Source organism: Streptomyces noursei ATCC 11455, from assembly GCF_001704275.1.
In the GTDB taxonomy this organism is placed as follows: domain Bacteria; phylum Actinomycetota; class Actinomycetes; order Streptomycetales; family Streptomycetaceae; genus Streptomyces; species Streptomyces noursei.
In genome coordinates this window covers 6,368,016-6,383,141 of sequence record NZ_CP011533.1, presented here as the reverse complement: position 1 = coordinate 6,383,141, position 15,126 = coordinate 6,368,016, and the positions used below count along the sequence as shown (strand labels likewise).

10 protein-coding genes and 2 pseudogenes are annotated in these 15,126 nt (G+C 74.2%); 4 read left to right on the top strand and 8 right to left on the bottom strand.

The window, feature by feature from the left end:
* Positions 1–13 precede the first annotated feature (13 nt).
* Both SNOUR_RS27075 and SNOUR_RS27070 read left to right on the top strand, forming a co-directional pair.
* Complete coding sequence (locus SNOUR_RS27075; protein WP_079142907.1) at positions 14–952, top strand: SGNH/GDSL hydrolase family protein; 939 nt, start codon at positions 14–16, stop codon at positions 950–952.
* Positions 953–1,151: 199 nt separating this feature from the next.
* The gene (locus SNOUR_RS27070; RefSeq protein WP_067351952.1) at positions 1,152–1,853 is read left to right on the top strand and encodes a DUF4097 family beta strand repeat-containing protein; all 702 of its coding nucleotides are present in this window, start codon (positions 1,152–1,154) and stop codon (positions 1,851–1,853) included.
* Here SNOUR_RS27070 and SNOUR_RS27065 read toward each other — a convergent pair.
* Positions 1,840–4,395: a beta-glucosidase family protein gene (locus SNOUR_RS27065; protein ID WP_079142906.1), complete on the bottom strand. Its 2,556-nt coding sequence runs from the start codon at positions 4,393–4,395 to the stop codon at positions 1,840–1,842. The two genes, SNOUR_RS27070 and SNOUR_RS27065, sit on opposite strands and share 14 nt — an antisense overlap.
* A 259-nt stretch (positions 4,396–4,654) precedes the next feature.
* Between SNOUR_RS27065 and SNOUR_RS27060 the strand changes: the two genes are divergently transcribed.
* Entirely contained in the window at positions 4,655–5,218 is a 564-nt protein-coding gene (locus SNOUR_RS27060) for a TetR/AcrR family transcriptional regulator (RefSeq protein ID WP_079143557.1), read from the top strand.
* A gap of 105 nt (positions 5,219–5,323) precedes the next feature.
* Entirely contained in the window at positions 5,324–6,730 is a 1,407-nt protein-coding gene (locus tag SNOUR_RS43360; protein WP_079142905.1) for a nitrilase-related carbon-nitrogen hydrolase, read from the top strand.
* Positions 6,731–6,906: 176 nt separating this feature from the next.
* On the opposite strand, the gene rbsK is transcribed toward SNOUR_RS43360, so the two are convergent.
* The 7 genes and pseudogenes from rbsK to SNOUR_RS27015 form a co-directional block, all read right to left on the bottom strand.
* On the bottom strand, positions 6,907–7,818 hold the full coding sequence (rbsK, locus tag SNOUR_RS27050) for a ribokinase (RefSeq protein ID WP_067351948.1): 912 nt from the start codon (positions 7,816–7,818) through the stop codon (positions 6,907–6,909).
* A 131-nt stretch (positions 7,819–7,949) separates the two neighbouring features.
* Positions 7,950–9,871, bottom strand: a pseudogene (locus SNOUR_RS48490) (ABC transporter permease/substrate-binding protein).
* A complete protein-coding gene (locus tag SNOUR_RS27035; RefSeq protein ID WP_067351940.1) occupies positions 9,861–11,498 on the bottom strand; it encodes a sugar ABC transporter ATP-binding protein in 1,638 nt (545 codons plus the stop codon). The pseudogene SNOUR_RS48490 and the gene SNOUR_RS27035 overlap by 11 nt, the downstream one beginning before the upstream one ends.
* A gap of 142 nt (positions 11,499–11,640) precedes the next feature.
* Positions 11,641–12,642, bottom strand: coding sequence for a LacI family DNA-binding transcriptional regulator (locus SNOUR_RS27030; RefSeq protein WP_067351938.1), 1,002 nt, complete (start codon positions 12,640–12,642; stop codon positions 11,641–11,643).
* Positions 12,643–12,895: 253 nt separating this feature from the next.
* Positions 12,896–13,324, bottom strand: a complete 429-nt coding sequence (locus tag SNOUR_RS27025) for an organic hydroperoxide resistance protein (RefSeq protein WP_039636830.1) — start codon at positions 13,322–13,324, stop codon at positions 12,896–12,898.
* A gap of 98 nt (positions 13,325–13,422) precedes the next feature.
* Positions 13,423–13,886, bottom strand: a pseudogene (locus tag SNOUR_RS27020) (ankyrin repeat domain-containing protein).
* A 156-nt stretch (positions 13,887–14,042) separates the two neighbouring features.
* Positions 14,043–15,065: an NADP-dependent oxidoreductase gene (locus SNOUR_RS27015; protein ID WP_067351935.1), complete on the bottom strand. Its 1,023-nt coding sequence runs from the start codon at positions 15,063–15,065 to the stop codon at positions 14,043–14,045.
* Between the last annotated feature and the right edge of the window lie 61 nt (positions 15,066–15,126).

The window sequence follows — 15,126 nt, the reverse complement described above, 5'->3', positions numbered from 1 at the left end:
GAGGGGACAGGGGATGACGACGATCGATCGGCCCGTTCGCCCTCGGCGTCACCGCCTCGCGGCCCGCGCCGCCGTGGCCCTCGCCACCACTTCGGCGCTGCTGGCCACCGTCACCGCCTGTGGTGCCGACTCCACCCCGCACGGCCGCGGCGCCGCCAAACCCACCGCGAAGCCCACCCCCGCCTGGCGGACGGACCCCGCCTCGATCGCGGCGCTCGGCGACTCCATCACCGTCGGCTTCGACGCCTGCACGGTGCTCTCCGACTGCCCCGAGGTCTCCTGGTCCACCGGTACCAGCCCCAAGGTCGACAGCCTGGCCCACCGGCTGCTGAAGAAGAACCCGGCCGCGCACAGCTGGAACTACGCCCGGACCGGCGCCCTGATGAGCGACCTGCCGCAGCAGATCACCGCTGCGGCGGCCCGCAGGCCGGAGTTGGTCACGGTCTTGATCGGCGCCAACGACGCCTGCCGCAGCGACGTGGGGGCGATGACCTCCGCGGCGGACTTCCGGGCCGGCTTCGAGCGGTCCATGAAGACCCTGCGGCACAGCCTGCCGCGCACCCAGGTGTACGTCGCGGCGGTGCCGGACCTGCTGCGACTGTGGTCCGAGGGGCGCAAGAACCCGCTCGGGAAACAGGTCTGGAAGCTGGGCATCTGCGGATCGATGCTGCGGGACCCGGACGACCTGACGAAGCCGGCACAGGACCGGCGGGCGCTGGTACGGGACCGGGTGATGGCGTACAACAAGGCGTTGGCGGAGGTCTGCACCAAGGACACGCTGTGCCGCTTCGACCGCTCCGTCTTCGACTACCGCTTCACCGGGCAGCAGTTGAGCACCTGGGACTGGTTCCATCCGGGGCTGCACGGCCAGCAGCAGTTGGCGGAGCTGGCGTTCCGGACGATCACGCGCAAGGAAAACCCCCTGAAGGGTGAGGCGGCTTCCGGCAGCTGAGGCGACCGGGTCCCGGATGCGACGTCAGGGAACCCCCTAAGGGCACGGCGGTGCGGGTCATACCGTGCGGGGACCTGGAAGGTCATACCGTGCGGCGACGTCCGCGGGCCGAGGGGCGGGGATGATGATGACCAAGCGGTTCGGCCGGGTACGGCCGTTCCGTACCGCACCGTCACCACTTCCTCGGGGGAATCTCGCCATGGCCCGTCTCCGTGCCGCCCATCTCGTCCTGCCCTGCGTGGCATTGACCCTGCTGACGACCGGCTGCTCCCTGGTCTGGACCGGCTCGCTCAAGTCCGCCCAGCAGACGTACGGCGTCGACGGCACGATCAGCGCGCTCTCGGCCACGACCCACGGCGGCGACATCGAGATCGTTCCGGTGGAGGCCGGCGTCCCGGTCAAGGTGACGGAGAAGTACAAGTACGACGAGGCCAAGCCGCAGACCACACACACCGTCAAGAACGGTCGGCTGACGCTGGACTCCGAGGACTGCCCCTCGGGCCGCCACTGCGAGGTGGGCTACCGCGTCCTGCTGCCGCGCAACGCCTCGGTGGACCTGCACACCAGCGGCGGCGACGTCACCGTCCGCGGCGCCTCCGGCGGGATCACCGCGGAAACCAGCGGCGGCGACATCACCATCGAGGACACCAAGACCCGTACGGCGAAGGTGAAGACCAGCGGCGGCGACGTGGAGATGTCGCTCGGCGCGGTGCCCGACGAGGTGTCCGGCCGGACCAGCGGGGGCAACGTCACGATCCGGGTGCCCAAGGGCACCTACGCCGTCGACGCGGGCACCAGCGGCGGCAGCCGCAAGGTGTCCGTCACGACGGACGAGGGCTCGGCCCACAAAATATCCGCGCAGTCGAGCGGCGGTGACGTCTCGGTGCTCAGCCAGCAGTGATCCGCGCGGTCAGCCGGATGTCGGCGCTGCTGTGGGCCGCCTCGACGGAGTAGGTGCCCGGGATCCGGCGCCAGCCGCCGTCCGGTTCCGACCAGACCTCGAAGGCGCGCCCCGGCAGCGGGATCTCGATCTCCGCGCTCTCGCCGGGGCCCGCCTCGACGGTGCCGAAGCCCACCAGCCAGTGGGCCGGGCGCTCCGGTGCGCCGGAGGTGTCACCGGCCGGCGCGAGGTAGATCTGGACGACCTCGCGTCCGGGGCGGTCGCCGGCGTTGCGCAGCCGGACCCGTACGGAGTCGGGGGTGGTGTCCAGCGACTCGTACTCCCAGCGGGTGTAGCCGAGGCCGTGGCCGAAGGGGTACGCGGGGGCGGTGGTGCCGCGCTGCCAGGCGCGGTAGCCGATGAACACCCCCTCCGTGTAGGGGAGCGCGCCGTCGGTGGGCGTGACGGTGGTGACCGGGGCGTCGGCGAGGCGCGCCGGCCAGGTGGTGGGGAGCCGGCCGCCCGGTTCGTGGTCGCCGAGCAGGACGTCGGCCAGCGCGGTCCCGGCCTCCTGGCCGGGGAACCAGCTCAGCAGCACCGCGGGGACCTCATCACGCCAGGGCAGTTCCACCGGGGAACCGGAGTTGACCACCACGACGGTACGGGAGTTGGCGGCGGCGACCCGGGCGACCAGTTCGTCCTGCCGGCCCGGCAGCCGAAGGTCGGTGCGGTCGAACCCCTCCGATTCGACCTCCTCGGTGGTCGCGACGACGACGATCGCGGCATCCGCGCCGGTCGCCGCGCGGACCGCCTCCGCGATCTCGGCGTCCCCGTCGAGCTGCGGCTCCAGGTGGCCGAGGACGAAGTTCAGGGCGTCCAGGCCCCCGCCCAGGCCGAGGCTGTGCGGGACGAACCGCAGGGTGAGCGCGAGTTCCTGATCGGCGGCCAGTTCGGTGGTGACCCGGTGCTCGGGGGGATTCAGGAATGCCTCGAAGGGGTCGGTGCCTTCCGGCGCGGCACCGTCGCCGTCGAAGAGGACGCTCTCCCCGAGGGTCAGCCGGAGCCGTCCGGCGCCGACCAGCGCCAGGGTGTGCGGGCCGGTGATCCGCGGGACGAAGCTGCCGGTGAGTTCGACGGCGTGCAGTTCCTGGCGGGTCACGCCGTCGGGGAAGCTGTCGAGCACCTGGACCTTGCCGTCGAACTGCGGTGTCTCGGCGAGCAGTCGGCCGTCGGCGGCGAGGTAGCGGGCGCGCAGGGTGAAACCGTCGCGGGCGTGCGGGGTGCGGGTGCGCGGGTCGGCGCCGGTCGCGAAGACGACCTCGACGTCGTCGGGGAGCGCGGCGCGCAGACCCGCGAGCGGCGAGACGATCCGCGCGGGGAAGACGGTGGCGGAACCGCCGCCCAGCACCCGGGCGTCGCGGGCGGCCGCGCCGATGACGGCGACCCGGCGCAGCGCGGCGGGGTCGAGCGGCAGGACCGGGAGCGCGCCGTCGGCGGGCGCCTCGCCCACCGGCTCGTTGCGCAGCAGGACGACGGCGCGGCGGGCCAGCTCGCGGGCGACGGCCCGGCCGTCGATGCGCCGGGGAGCGTCGGCCGGGGCGGCGGGCGGCACCCCGTCCAGACAGCCGGTCCGGGCGGCCAGCAGCAGCACCCGGCGGACCGCGGTGTCCACCTCCGACTCGGCGATCTCCCCCGCGCGCACGGCCGCCGCCAGCGGTGCGCCGAAGACCGTGCGGGGCCCCGGCATCGCCACGTCCAGTCCACCGCGCAGGGCCCGGACGGTGTTCCGGGCCGCGGTCCAGTCGGAGACGTTGCAGCCGTCGAAGCCCCATGCGCCGCGCAGGACTTCGGTGACGAGGTGGTGGTGTTCGGTCATCGTCGAGCCGTTGACCTGGTTGTAGGCGGTCATGATCCCCCAGGGGCGGGCCTGGGTGACGATGTGCTCGAAGGGCGCGAGATAGAGCTCGTGCAGCGGGCGCGGCGCGATGCGGTTGTCGACCGTGAAGCGGTCGGTCTCGGCGTCGTTGCCGACGAAGTGCTTGACGGTGGTGCCGACGCCGCCCTCCTGTACACCCCGTACATAGCCCGCGCCGATCACGCCGGTCAGGAGCGGGTCCTCGGAGTAGCACTCGAAGTGCCGGCCGCCCAGCGGCGAACGGTGCAGGTTGACGGTCGGCGCCAGCAGGACGTGCACGCCCTTGCGGCGGGCCTCCTGGGCGAGCAACCGGCCGGCCCGGCGGGCCAGTTCGGGGTCCCAGGTGGCGGCCAGGGCGGTGGGGCTGGGCAGCGCCACGGACGGATCCGCCGCGCTCCAGTGCCGACCCCGGACGCCGATCGGCCCGTCCGACATCACCAGCGACCGCAGTCCGATCGCGGGCACCGCCGGCAGGCTCCACATGTCCTGCCCCGAGAGCAGCCGGACCTTGGTGTCCAGGTCGAGCGCGCCGAGCGCCCGCTCCACCGCATCGGTGTAGTCGTGGGAGGCCGCTGCGGTGCCGGCCTTCGCGCCGGGGGCGGTACGGGGGCCGGGCTCGGCGGGGCGGGCGTGCGGCTGATCGGTCATGTGCGGCGCTCCCTCGTGTGGACGTGCGGACCCCCGGGCCGAATTCTCACCCTCATACCGGACGGAAGGTAGGTATCGTTGCCTCTCCGTTATCCACCTTCGCCGATGGCGCGTCGGGGGCTCCGGCGGAGCGGGCCAGGAGGGTTACGCTCGGCCGGTGAGTGCGGAAGAGCGGAGCGCGGCCCGGGGTTCCCGGCGGGCCGGCGGCGGCCGGGAGGCGCAGCGCACGGGGCGACGGGCGGTGATTCTGGAGGCCGCCATGGAGCTCATCGCCGAGCGCGGCTACCGCCGGACCTCACTCGCCGCCGTCGCCGAGCGGGCCGGGCTGACGCAGCAGGGACTGCTGCACCACTTCCCGACGAAGGAACTGCTGCTGATCGGCGTGCTGGAGGCGCGTGACCGCTGGGACGCCGCCGCGGCGGCCTCCGGCTCCTGGCGCACCGGCACCCTCGCCCAGCTCGTCGAGTACAACGCCACCCGCCCCGGCATCGTCCAGGCGTACACCGTGCTCTCTGCCGACAGTGTCACCGAGGACCACCCCGCGCGCGACTTCTTCGAGGCCCGCTTCCGCGCCGTGCGCGAGGCGCTGGCCGCCGCGCTGCGGGCCGAGTTCGGCGATGCCCTGCCCGGCGGCCTGACCCCGGAGCGGGCGGCCCCGCTCCTGGTCGCGGTGATGGACGGGCTCCAACTGCAGTGGCTGCTGGACCCCGGACAGGTGGACATGCCCGCGTCGTTCCGCGACTTCCTGGCCCTGCTCGGAAGCGGGGCGGCGGGGGAAGCGGAGTCGGGCCCGGGGGCGGGCGAAGGGGACCGTGAGGAGTAGGGCGCGGCGCCCGGGCCGGCGCTGCGCGGGGCGTCGGGAGCCGGCGGGGCGGGAGTTGTCCACAGGCCGGCACGGGCCGGCTGCGGGAGCGGGCATCATGAGGCAATGATCATTGCTGCCGCACAATTCCCCTCCGTACCGGGCGATATCGCCGGCAACGCCGCGCGGATGGCCGGGCTGGTCACCGAGGCCGCCGAGCGCGGCGCCGGGCTGGTGGTCTTCGCCGAGCTGGCACTGACCCACTACGACCTCGCCGTGATAGCCGCCGATCCGGCGGGGCTCTCCGTGCTGCCGGACGACCCCCGGCTGACGCCGATACGGGAGGCGTGCCGCGCGACCGGCGTCGCCGCGGTGGTCAACGGCCCCGGGCGCGGCACCGGGGACGACGCGCGGCCCACCATCGCCAGCTTCGTGTACGGACCCGACGGCGACCTGCTCACCCGCTACGACAAGCGGCACCTGTTCGAGACGGAGAACGCCGTGTTCGCGCCGGGCAGCGCGCACGGCCGGTTCTCCCTCGGCGGGATCCGCTTCGCGCTCGCCACCTGCTTCGACAATTCCTTCCCCGAGGTGCCGAAGCAGGCCGCGGCGGACGGCTGCCGGGTGTATCTGTCCAGCGCCTTCCACGGCGACGCCGAACGGGTGGCGCGGTACGGCGAGTTGGCCCGCGCGCACGGGCTGCACGTCCTGCTGGCCAACGGCATCGGGGTCGGCAGCCCCGGCCCGGCCGCCGGGCTCAGCGGCTGCTGGCTGCCGTCCGGCGAACCGGTGGCGACGGCGTCCGCCGGGCCGGACGGGGCCGGTGCCGAGCTGGCGCTGAGCGACGTCCGGGACGCGATCACGCTGATGGCCGACCCCGCGGTGGCCGCGGTGCCGGTCCGGGAGTGCGGGGAGCCGCTGGTGGACGTGCGCACCGCGGCGCCCGGTCTGCTGGCGGACGGGAGCACGGCCACGGACGGGGCGGGCCCGGACGGCGCATCGACCCATCTGCGGGAAGGGGTGCTGCGGCGGCTGCTGGCCGCACAGGAGGCGCTGCCAGCGGGGTTGCGGCTCCGATTCGTGGAGGGGTACCGCCCGCCGGCCCTCCAGCGCCGCTACTTCACGCGGTACGGGGACGAACTGCGCGCCGCCCACCCCGACTGGGACGACGCCCGGGTCCACCGCGCCGCCAGCCGCTTCGTGTCCCCGCCGGAGATCGCCCCGCACAGCGCCGGCGGTGCGGTGGACCTCACGCTGGTCACCGCGGACGGCGGAAATGTCGACATGGGGACACCGCTCGACGCGTCCCCGGAGGAGAGCGGCGGCGCCTGCTACACCTCCGCGCCGGACCTGACGCCCGAGGCCCGCGCCCACCGCCGGATCCTGTCCGCCGCGCTGCGCGGGGCGGGCCTGGTCAACTACCCGACCGAGTGGTGGCACTGGTCCTACGGCGACCGCTACTGGGCGCTGGCGACCGGCGCCGAGCACGCGCCGTACGGGCCCCGGGAGCTCGCCGCGGGGGCCGAGCGGTGAGCTGCGGACGGGGCCGACCGGGCAGGGCGGCGCGGCGGGCAACTGCCGTACCGCGCCGTCCGGTTGGCTCCGTCCACTCCCGCTGGGCCGGTGCGGTCCCGCGGCCGGCGCGGCAGCCCGGCCCGCTCGGACCGTGCGGACCGCGCGGACCGTTCGGATCGTTTGTGCTCCGCCGGTTACGGCAGCTGCGGCAGCTGTGCCAGTTCCTCGGCGGTGGGGTACGACGGCTGGGCGCCCGGCTTGGTGACGGCCGCGGCGCCGACGCGTACCGCGAAGCGGGCCGCCTCGGGGAGGGTGGCGCCGCCCGCCAGTCGGGTGGCCAGGGCGCCGGTGAAGGCGTCGCCGGCGCCGGTGGTGTCCACCGCCTCGACCCGCACGCCCGGCACGGCCGTCGTCCCGGAGTCGTCCAGCACCAGCGCGCCGTCGCCGCCGAGCGTCACCACGACCGAGCGGGCGCCCCGCTCGCGCAGCGCCGCCGCCCAGTCGGCGGGGCTGCCGTCGGCGCGGCCGGACAGCGCTCGGGCCTCGTGCTCGTTGACCACCAGCGGGTCGGCCACGGCCAGCAGTTCACGGTCGAGGTCCTCGGGCGCCGGGGAGGGGTTGAGGACGACACGGGTGCCGGCCTCCTCGGCCGCGGCCGCGGCCGCCCGCACGGTCTCCAGCGGAATCTCCAACTGGAGGGAGACCACCGCGGAGGCCGCGATGACGCCCTTGGCGGCGGCCACGTCGTCCGGGGTGAGGGCGGCGTTGGCGCCCGGCGAGACGACGATGCTGTTGTCGCCGTCCGGGTCGACGATGATCATCGCGGTGCCGGTGCGGGCGTGCTCGTCCACGATGACGGGCGCGACGTCGGTTCCCGCCGAACGCTGGGCGGCCAGCAGCAGCTCGCCGTAGGCGTCGCCGCCGACCCGGGCCAGCAGGGCGGTGCGCCCGCCGAGCCGGGCCGCCGCGGCGGCCTGGTTGGCGCCCTTGCCGCCGGCCGACTCCATCAGGTCCGTGCCGAGCACGGTCTCCCCCGCGCCGGGCCGCCGGGCCACCCGCACGGTCAGGTCCGCGTTGGCCGAGCCGACCACCAGGACGTCGTACATGCGCCGTTCCTCTTCTCTGTCCGGGCGTCGTTCTCTCGTGTCCATACGCCGCGTTGCCTTCTCTTCCTGCTTGTCGCCGCCCGGCGGGCACCGGTGGCGGTGGTCCGCCCCGGTGCCGCCCGGCGGTGCCGTCAGCCGCCGAACGCGGCGGCGTTGGCCGCCGTCACCAGCACCACCGGCACCTTGACCGTCCGCGGCAGTTTCTCTCCGCGGGCCGCCTTCAGCGCCCATTCCACGGCCTGCTTGCCGAGCAGTTCGGGTTGCTGGGCGACGGTGGCGGTGAGGGTGCCGGCGCGGACGGCCCGGACCCCGTCCGGGGTCCCGTCGAACGCCACCACCTTCACGTCCTTGCCGGAGCGGGCGCCCAGCGCCTTGGAGGCGCCGAGTGCCATCTCGTCGTTGGCGGCGAACACCCCGGCGATGTCGCGGTGCGCCTGGAGCATATTGGACATCACGTCCATGCCCTTGGTCCGGTCGAAGTCGGCGGGCTGCCGGGCGACGACCTCGATGCCGGGGTATCGTCTGATGCCCTCCTCGAAGCCCCGGCCGCGTTCGCGGGCGGCGGAGGTGCCGGGCTGGCCTTCGAGGAAGGCCACCTTGCCCTTGCCGCCGAGCGCCTCGGCGAGGGTCCTGGCGGCGAGCCGGCCGCCGGCGACGTTGTCGGAGGCGATGGTCGAGCCGACCTGTCCGCCGTTGACGCCGCGGTCGATGGAGATCACCGGCACCTTGGCCCGGTTGGCGACGCCGACGGCGGGGACGGCGGCGTCGGCGTCCACCGGGTTGATGATGGCCGCCTTCACCTGCTGGCTGGTGAAGGTCTCCATCTGGTTGATCTGCTGCATGGGGTCGTTCTGCGCGTCGGTGATGTTGATGTGCAGCCCGCGGGCGTCCGCCTCGGCCTGCGCGCCCTTCTTGATACCGACGAAGAACGGGTTGTTCATCGTGGACAGGGCCAGACCGAGGTCGGTGTTGCCCCCGCGGTCGCAGCCGGTCAGGGCGAGGGCGCCGACCGCGAGGGCCGCGCCGAGCAGTGCCGTGCGCCGCCTCATCGCGTGCTCCTGCGCCGCAGGGTGTCCAGGAGGACGGCGAGCGCGATCACCAGACCGGTGGCGACCTGCTGCCAGAAGGCCGAGACGCTCAGCAGGTTGAGGCCGTTGCGCAGCACGGCGAGGATCAGCGCGCCGATCAGCGTGCCGGACGCCTTGCCGGAGCCGCCGGAGAGGCTGGCCCCGCCAATGACGACGGCGGCGATGGCGTCGAGTTCGTAGCCACTGGCGGCCTGCGGCTGCGCGGAGGTGAGCCGGGCCGCCAGCACGATGCCGGCGACGGCGGCGAACAGCCCGGACAGCGCGTAGATCACGAGCTTGCGGCGCTTGACGTCGATGCCGGAGAGGCGGGCCGCCTCCTCGTTGCCGCCGATCGCGAACATCGCGCGGCCGGAGTACGTTCGGGCCAGGATCAGCGCGGCGATCAGCCCCATCGCGATCATGACGAGGACGGGGACCGGCAGCCAGTCGCCCAGGGTGTCGCCGAGCCCGTTGACCGCGTCGGGGAAGGGGATCGGCGAGCCACCGGAGATGACCAGGGCCAGGCCGCGGCCGACGGACAGCATCGCCAGGGTGGCGATGAAGGCCGGCAGCCGTCCGTAGGCGACCAGGGCGCCGGAGAGCAGGCCGGCGAGCGCGCCGACCGCGAGGCCCAGCGGCACCGCGAGCCAGACCGGCAGTCCCTGATCGGTGGCGGCCCACGCGACGACGGTGGCCGAGAGTGCGGCGACCGAGCCGACGGACAGATCGATGCCGGCCGAGACGATCACGAAGGTGACGCCGAAGGCCAGGATCGCGGTGACCGACGCCTGGACGCCGACATTGAGGAGGTTCTGGCCGTTGAGGAAGTCCCGGGAGAGCACGGCCATCACCGCGACCAGGGCGATCAGGCCGCCGAGCGGGCCGTTGCGCAGCACGGCCCGGGAGAACCACGGCCCGAAGCCGTCCGGGGCGGTGTCCCCGCCCGCCGCCCGTGGGGCGGCTGCCGTCTTCACCTCAGCGGACATCGGAGCCCTCCATCGCGCTCTCGTCGGTGTGCGTGCCGTCGGAGGCGGCGTGCGGGGACCGCAGCGCCAGCTCCATCACGGCGTCCTGGGTGGCCTGCCCGGCCGGCAGTTCGCCGGTCAGCCGGCCCTGTGCCATCACCAGCACCCGGTCGCTCATGCCGAGCACCTCGGGCAGATCGCTGGAGATCATCAGCACCCCGCAGCCGGCGGCCGTCAGCTCGTTGACGAGCTGGTAGATCTCGACCTTGGCGCCGACGTCGATGCCGCGCGTCGGTTCGTCCAGGATCAGCAGCCGGGTCTTCGCCAGCAGCCACTTGCCGATGACGATCTTCTGCTGGTTGCCGCCGGAGAGGGTGCGGGCGTGCTGCCCCAGACCGCTCATCCGGACCTTCAACCGCCCGGCGACGTCGGCCGCTTCGCGCCGCTGGCCGCGCCGGTCGACCAGCCCGCCGCGGGTGTCCCGGTCGAGCCGGGCCAGCGTCAGGTTGTCCTGGAGCGAGGCGTCCAGGACCAGGCCCTGGCCCTTGCGGTCCTCGGGCACCAGCCCCAGCCCGGCCCGCATCGCGGCCCGGACGTCGCCGCTGGCCAGCCGCTCGCCGGCCACCTCGACGGTGCCGGCGTCGTAGCGGTCCACGCCGAAGACCGCCCGGGCGACCTCGGTGCGGCCGGCGCCGACCAGTCCGGCCAGGCCCACCACCTCGCCGGCCCGGACGTCGAAGTCGATGCCCTCGAAGACCGGCCGGGCCGCGCCGCCGCCGGTGCCCTTGGCGCCGTGCCGGGTCAGGCCCCGTACGCGCAGCAGCGGCGCGCCCGGCTCGTCGGGGCGGCGGCGGGGGTACTGCTCGGCGATGTCCCGGCCGACCATCAGCCGGATCAGCGCGTCCTCGCCGGTGCCGGCGGGCACCTCGTCGACCGAGCGGCCGTCGCGCAGCACGGTGACCCGGTCGCCGAGGGCGCCGATCTCGTCGAGGTGGTGGGTGATGAAGATGATGCCGACGCCGGCTTCGCGCAGTTCGCGGACGATGCCGAAGAGGGTCTCCACCTCTTCGGAGGTGAGCACCGCGGTCGGCTCGTCCATGATCAGCACGCGGGCGTCCAGGCTGAGCGCCTTGGCGATCTCCACCATCTGGAGCCGGGCGATGCCGAGTTCGGCGACCGGGGTGTTCGGGGAGACGTCGAGGCGCACCCGGCGCAGCAGGTCGGCGGCGCGGGCGCGCATGGTCTTCCGGTCGATCAGGCCGAGCGCGGTACGAGGTTGGCGGCCCAGGAAGATGTTCTCGGCGACGGTCAGCCCGGGGACGAGGTTGAACTCCTGGTAGATGGTGGCGATGCCGAGCCGTTCGGCGTCCTGCGCGGAGCGGATCTGCACCTCGCGGAGCCCGTCGGGCGCACCGGCCGGGCCGCCGCGGACGAGGATGCGGCCGGCGTCCGGGCGGTGGGCGCCGGAGAGCATCTTGATCAGGGTGCTCTTGCCCGCGCCGTTCTCGCCGAGCAGCACGTGCACCTCGCCGGCGCGCAGGCTCAGATCGACGCCGTCCAGCGCACGGACGCCGGGGAACGCCTTGGTCACCCCCTCGACGCGCAGCAGTTCGCGGCCGTCCGGTACGTCGTCGTTGACGCCGGTCATGCGCTGCCCCTCTCTCCTCGGTGTCTTCCTCGGCTGGCGGGTGGTCTGCGGGCGGTGCGCCCGCGCCGGGTCCCGACGGGCGGGCCGGGCGGGGCGGATCGGGCCGGTCCGGGCGCGGGGCCGGTGCGGCGGGCGGGTGCGGTCAGCGGGCCGGCGCCTCGCCGCAGGAGCGGCGCGGCACCAACCGGGCGGGCAGCAGCACGGATGCGGCGGGGCGGCCCTCGATCCGCTCCAGCAGGGTCCGCACGGCGGCCCGCCCGAGGTCGCGGGTGGGCTGGGAGATGGCGGTCAGCGGCGGGTCGGTGTGCGCGAACCACGGCACGTCGTCGTAGACCACCAGCGCCATGTCGTCGGGGACCCGCAGGCCGCGGGCGCGGAGTTCGTCCATCGCGCCGAGCGCCATCAGGTTGTCGGTGGCCAGCACGGCGTCCGGCGGTTCGGGGAGGTCCAGGAAGTCGCTCATCATCCGGCGTCCGCCGCTGGGTTGGAGGTCGGGGGTGGCGCCGACCCGCTCGTCGGGGAGCGCGATGCCGTGGTCGGCAAGGGCGTCGCGGAAGAGTTCCAGGCGTTCGTCGCCGGTGGGGGTGCCGGCCGGGGCGACGATGATCGCGGGGCGGCGGCGGCCGAGCGCGGCGAGGTGGGCGGCGAGGTCGGTGAGCGCGGCCCGGCCGTCGGCGCGGACGCAGGGCGCGTCGATGCCGGGGACGGCGCGGTCCAGCAGGACGAGCGGGGTGCCGGAGGCGACGACCTCGCGGAGCATCGCCGAGCCGGTGCCGGCCGAGCTGACCACCAGGCCGTCGATCCGGCGGTCGAGCAGGGTGCGGATGTAGTCGTCCTGCTGGGCGGGGCGTTCGCCGGCGTTGCCGATGACGAGGCTGTAGCCGAGGCCGCGGGCGGCGTCCTCGACGGCGTCGGCCAGCTCGGTGAAGAACGGGTTGGTGAGGTCGCTGATCACCAGGCCGAGCGCGCCGGTCCGGGCGGTGCGCAGGGCGCGGGCGACGCTGTTGGGGCGGTAGCCCAGTTCCCGTACGGCGGCGAGGACCCGTTCGCGGGTCTCGGCGACCGGGCTGTTGCCGTTGAGGACCCGGGAGACGGTGGCGACGGAGACCCCCGCCCGCTCCGCCACATCCTTGATGTTCGCCATGGCTCCGTTGCCACCCTGCCTCGTGTAATCGATTACGTGTGCCGCGCGAGGGCTACGAAATCGATTACACGGGTGATGCGTCAAGGCTCTGCGCAAGAATGTTGCCTGCGTCACAGCGGGCGCCGGGCTGGACCGCTGCCGGTGGCGGGGGAACGGCGGAGGGCCGCACCCCGGGTGGGATGCGGCCCTCGGTTGCCCGGTGCCGGGCGCGGCCCGTCAGGCCGCCCCGGTTCCTCCGGCCGCGTCGGCCGGGTCAGGCGACGGTCAGCGTGACCTCGATGTTGCCGCGGGTGGCGTGGGAGTACGGGCACACCTGGTGCGCCTTCTCCACGAGCTCCTTGGCGGTGGCCGCGTCGACGGTGGGGATCGACGCGATGATCTCGACCGCGAGGCCGAAGGCGCCGTCCGGGGTCTTGCCGATGCCGACCTTGGCGGTCACCCGGGAGCCGGTGACGTCGGCGTTCTCCCGACGGGCGACGACGCTGAGCGCGCCCTGGAAGCAGGCGCTGTAACCCGCCGCGAAGAGCTGCTCCGGGTTGGTGCCGGCGCCGCTGCCGCCCTGCTCCTTGGGCGGGTTGACGACGACGTCGAGCTTGCCGTCGTCGCTGGCGACGCGGCCGTCGCGGCCGTTCTCGGCGGTGGCGACGGCGGTGTAGACGACGTCGACGGTCTGGATGGACATACCGAATCCTCCTGTGGTTCGCCGCGACTCGCGCCCACGCATCGCGACGGCTTGCCGCCGAGCCTAACGGGCCGGGGCACCAGGGCGGGAGGCGAGTCTCACACTGCGGAGACCTCCGTCGCGGCGACCGGGCCGGACGGAGCCCGGGTGGGAACGGCGCCGGCCGCCCGGAGCAGGGCGGCCGTTTCCGGGTGCGGACCGGCCGGCGCCCGGTCCAGCGGTGCGAGGCCCGTGCCGTGGTCCTCGCGGAGCCGGGGATCGGCGCCGTGCGCGAGGAGTTCGCGCACCGCCGCCGTACGACCCCCGCAGGACGCGGCGCACAGCGGCGTGCCCTCGCTGCCGTGTCCGCTCTCGGCGTCGGGCGGCGCACCCGCCGCCGGCAGCACGCGGACGGTGTCGGCGGCACCGTGCACGGACGCCGCGTACAGCGGGGTGGTGCCGTCGGCGTCGGCCACCGCCGGATCGGCTCCGGCCCGCAGCGGCGCCGCCACCGGGCGGCCCCCCGCAACGCCGCTGCCGCGACAAGGCGGTTGGCGAGCTTCTTGCGCTGCCGGTTGTTCATGGGCGCGACACCACGGCCACGGGCCGGTGGGCGGGCGCCCGTGGGGGCGGGGCGGCCCACCGGGCACCGAGCCGAGGCCCGGTGCCCGGGGTCCGGGGTCCGGCCGCGGACGCGCCGGCCGGCCACCCCGCTCCCCCCCCCCCCGCGGTCCGGGCCTCAGTCCGCCAGGCTCACGATCATCTTCCCGGTGTTGGCGCCGCGGAGCATGCCGAGGAACGCCTCGACGCCGTTCTCGATGCCGGAGACCTTGGTCTCGGAGTACTTCAGCTCACCGGAACGGATCCAGCCGGAGACCTCCTCGACGAACTGCGGCTGGAGCGCCTGGTGGTCGCTCACCAGCAGGCCCTCCAGCCGGAGGCGCTTGCCGATCACCAGGGCCAGATTGCGCGGGGCGGGGCTCGGCTCGGTGGCGTTGTACATCGAGATCATGCCGCAAATGGCCGCCCGGCCATGGACGTTGAGCGTGCTGATGGCGGCTTCGAGGTGGTCGCCGCCGACGTTGTCGAAGTAGACGTCGATGCCGTCGGGGGCGGCGGCCTTGAGCTGCTCGGTGACGTCGCCGTTCTTGTAGTTGAAGGCGGCGTCGAAGCCGTACTCCTCGGTGAGCAGGCGGACCTTCTCGTCGGAGCCGGCGGAGCCGATGACCCGGGAGGCGCCCTTGAGGCGGGCGATCTGCCCGACCTGGCTGCCCACCGCACCGGCCGCGCCGGAGACGAAGACGGCGTCGCCCTCCTTGAACTCGGCGACCGCCAGCAGGCCCGCGTACGCGGTCAGGCCCGGCATGCCGAGGACGCCGAGGTAGGCGGTGAGCGGGGCGAGCGAGGCGTCCACCTTCGCGACCCGGTCGGCGCCGAGGACGGCGTGCGAGCGCCAGCCGAGGCCGTGCAGGACGTGGTCGCCGACGGCGAAGCCCTCGGCACGCGAGGCGAGGATCTCGCCGACCGCGCCGCCGTCCATCGGCTGGTCCAGCTGGAAGGGCGGGACGTAGGACTTCACGTCGTTCATCCGGCCGCGCATGTACGGGTCGACGGAGAAGTGGAGGTTCTTGACGAGGATCTGGCCGTCGGCGAGCTCGGGCAGCGCGGCCTCGCGCAGCGCGAAGTCGTCGGGGGTGGGCCAGCCCTCCGGGCGGGCGACGAGGTGCCATTCGCGACTGGTCGTCGGCAGCGGTGCGGACATGAGCGTGAACCTCCAAATGCTTCAGTTACTGAAACAATAATGCACCTGAATATTTCATACT

Excerpts from the sequence above, each read along its gene's own strand:
- SNOUR_RS27075 (WP_079142907.1), top strand. The coding sequence starts at position 14 with ATGACGACGATCGATCGGCCCGTTCGCCCTCGGCGTCACCGCCTCGCG.
- SNOUR_RS27070 (WP_067351952.1), top strand. The coding sequence starts at position 1,152 with ATGGCCCGTCTCCGTGCCGCCCATCTCGTCCTGCCCTGCGTGGCATTG.
- SNOUR_RS27065 (WP_079142906.1), bottom strand. The coding sequence starts at position 4,395 with ATGACCGATCAGCCGCACGCCCGCCCCGCCGAGCCCGGCCCCCGTACC.
- SNOUR_RS27060 (WP_079143557.1), top strand. The coding sequence starts at position 4,655 with ATGGAGCTCATCGCCGAGCGCGGCTACCGCCGGACCTCACTCGCCGCC.
- SNOUR_RS43360 (WP_079142905.1), top strand. The coding sequence starts at position 5,324 with ATGATCATTGCTGCCGCACAATTCCCCTCCGTACCGGGCGATATCGCC.
- rbsK (WP_067351948.1), bottom strand. The coding sequence starts at position 7,818 with ATGTACGACGTCCTGGTGGTCGGCTCGGCCAACGCGGACCTGACCGTG.
- SNOUR_RS27035 (WP_067351940.1), bottom strand. The coding sequence starts at position 11,498 with ATGACCGGCGTCAACGACGACGTACCGGACGGCCGCGAACTGCTGCGC.
- SNOUR_RS27030 (WP_067351938.1), bottom strand. The coding sequence starts at position 12,642 with ATGGCGAACATCAAGGATGTGGCGGAGCGGGCGGGGGTCTCCGTCGCC.
- SNOUR_RS27025 (WP_039636830.1), bottom strand. The coding sequence starts at position 13,324 with ATGTCCATCCAGACCGTCGACGTCGTCTACACCGCCGTCGCCACCGCC.
- SNOUR_RS27015 (WP_067351935.1), bottom strand. The coding sequence starts at position 15,065 with ATGTCCGCACCGCTGCCGACGACCAGTCGCGAATGGCACCTCGTCGCC.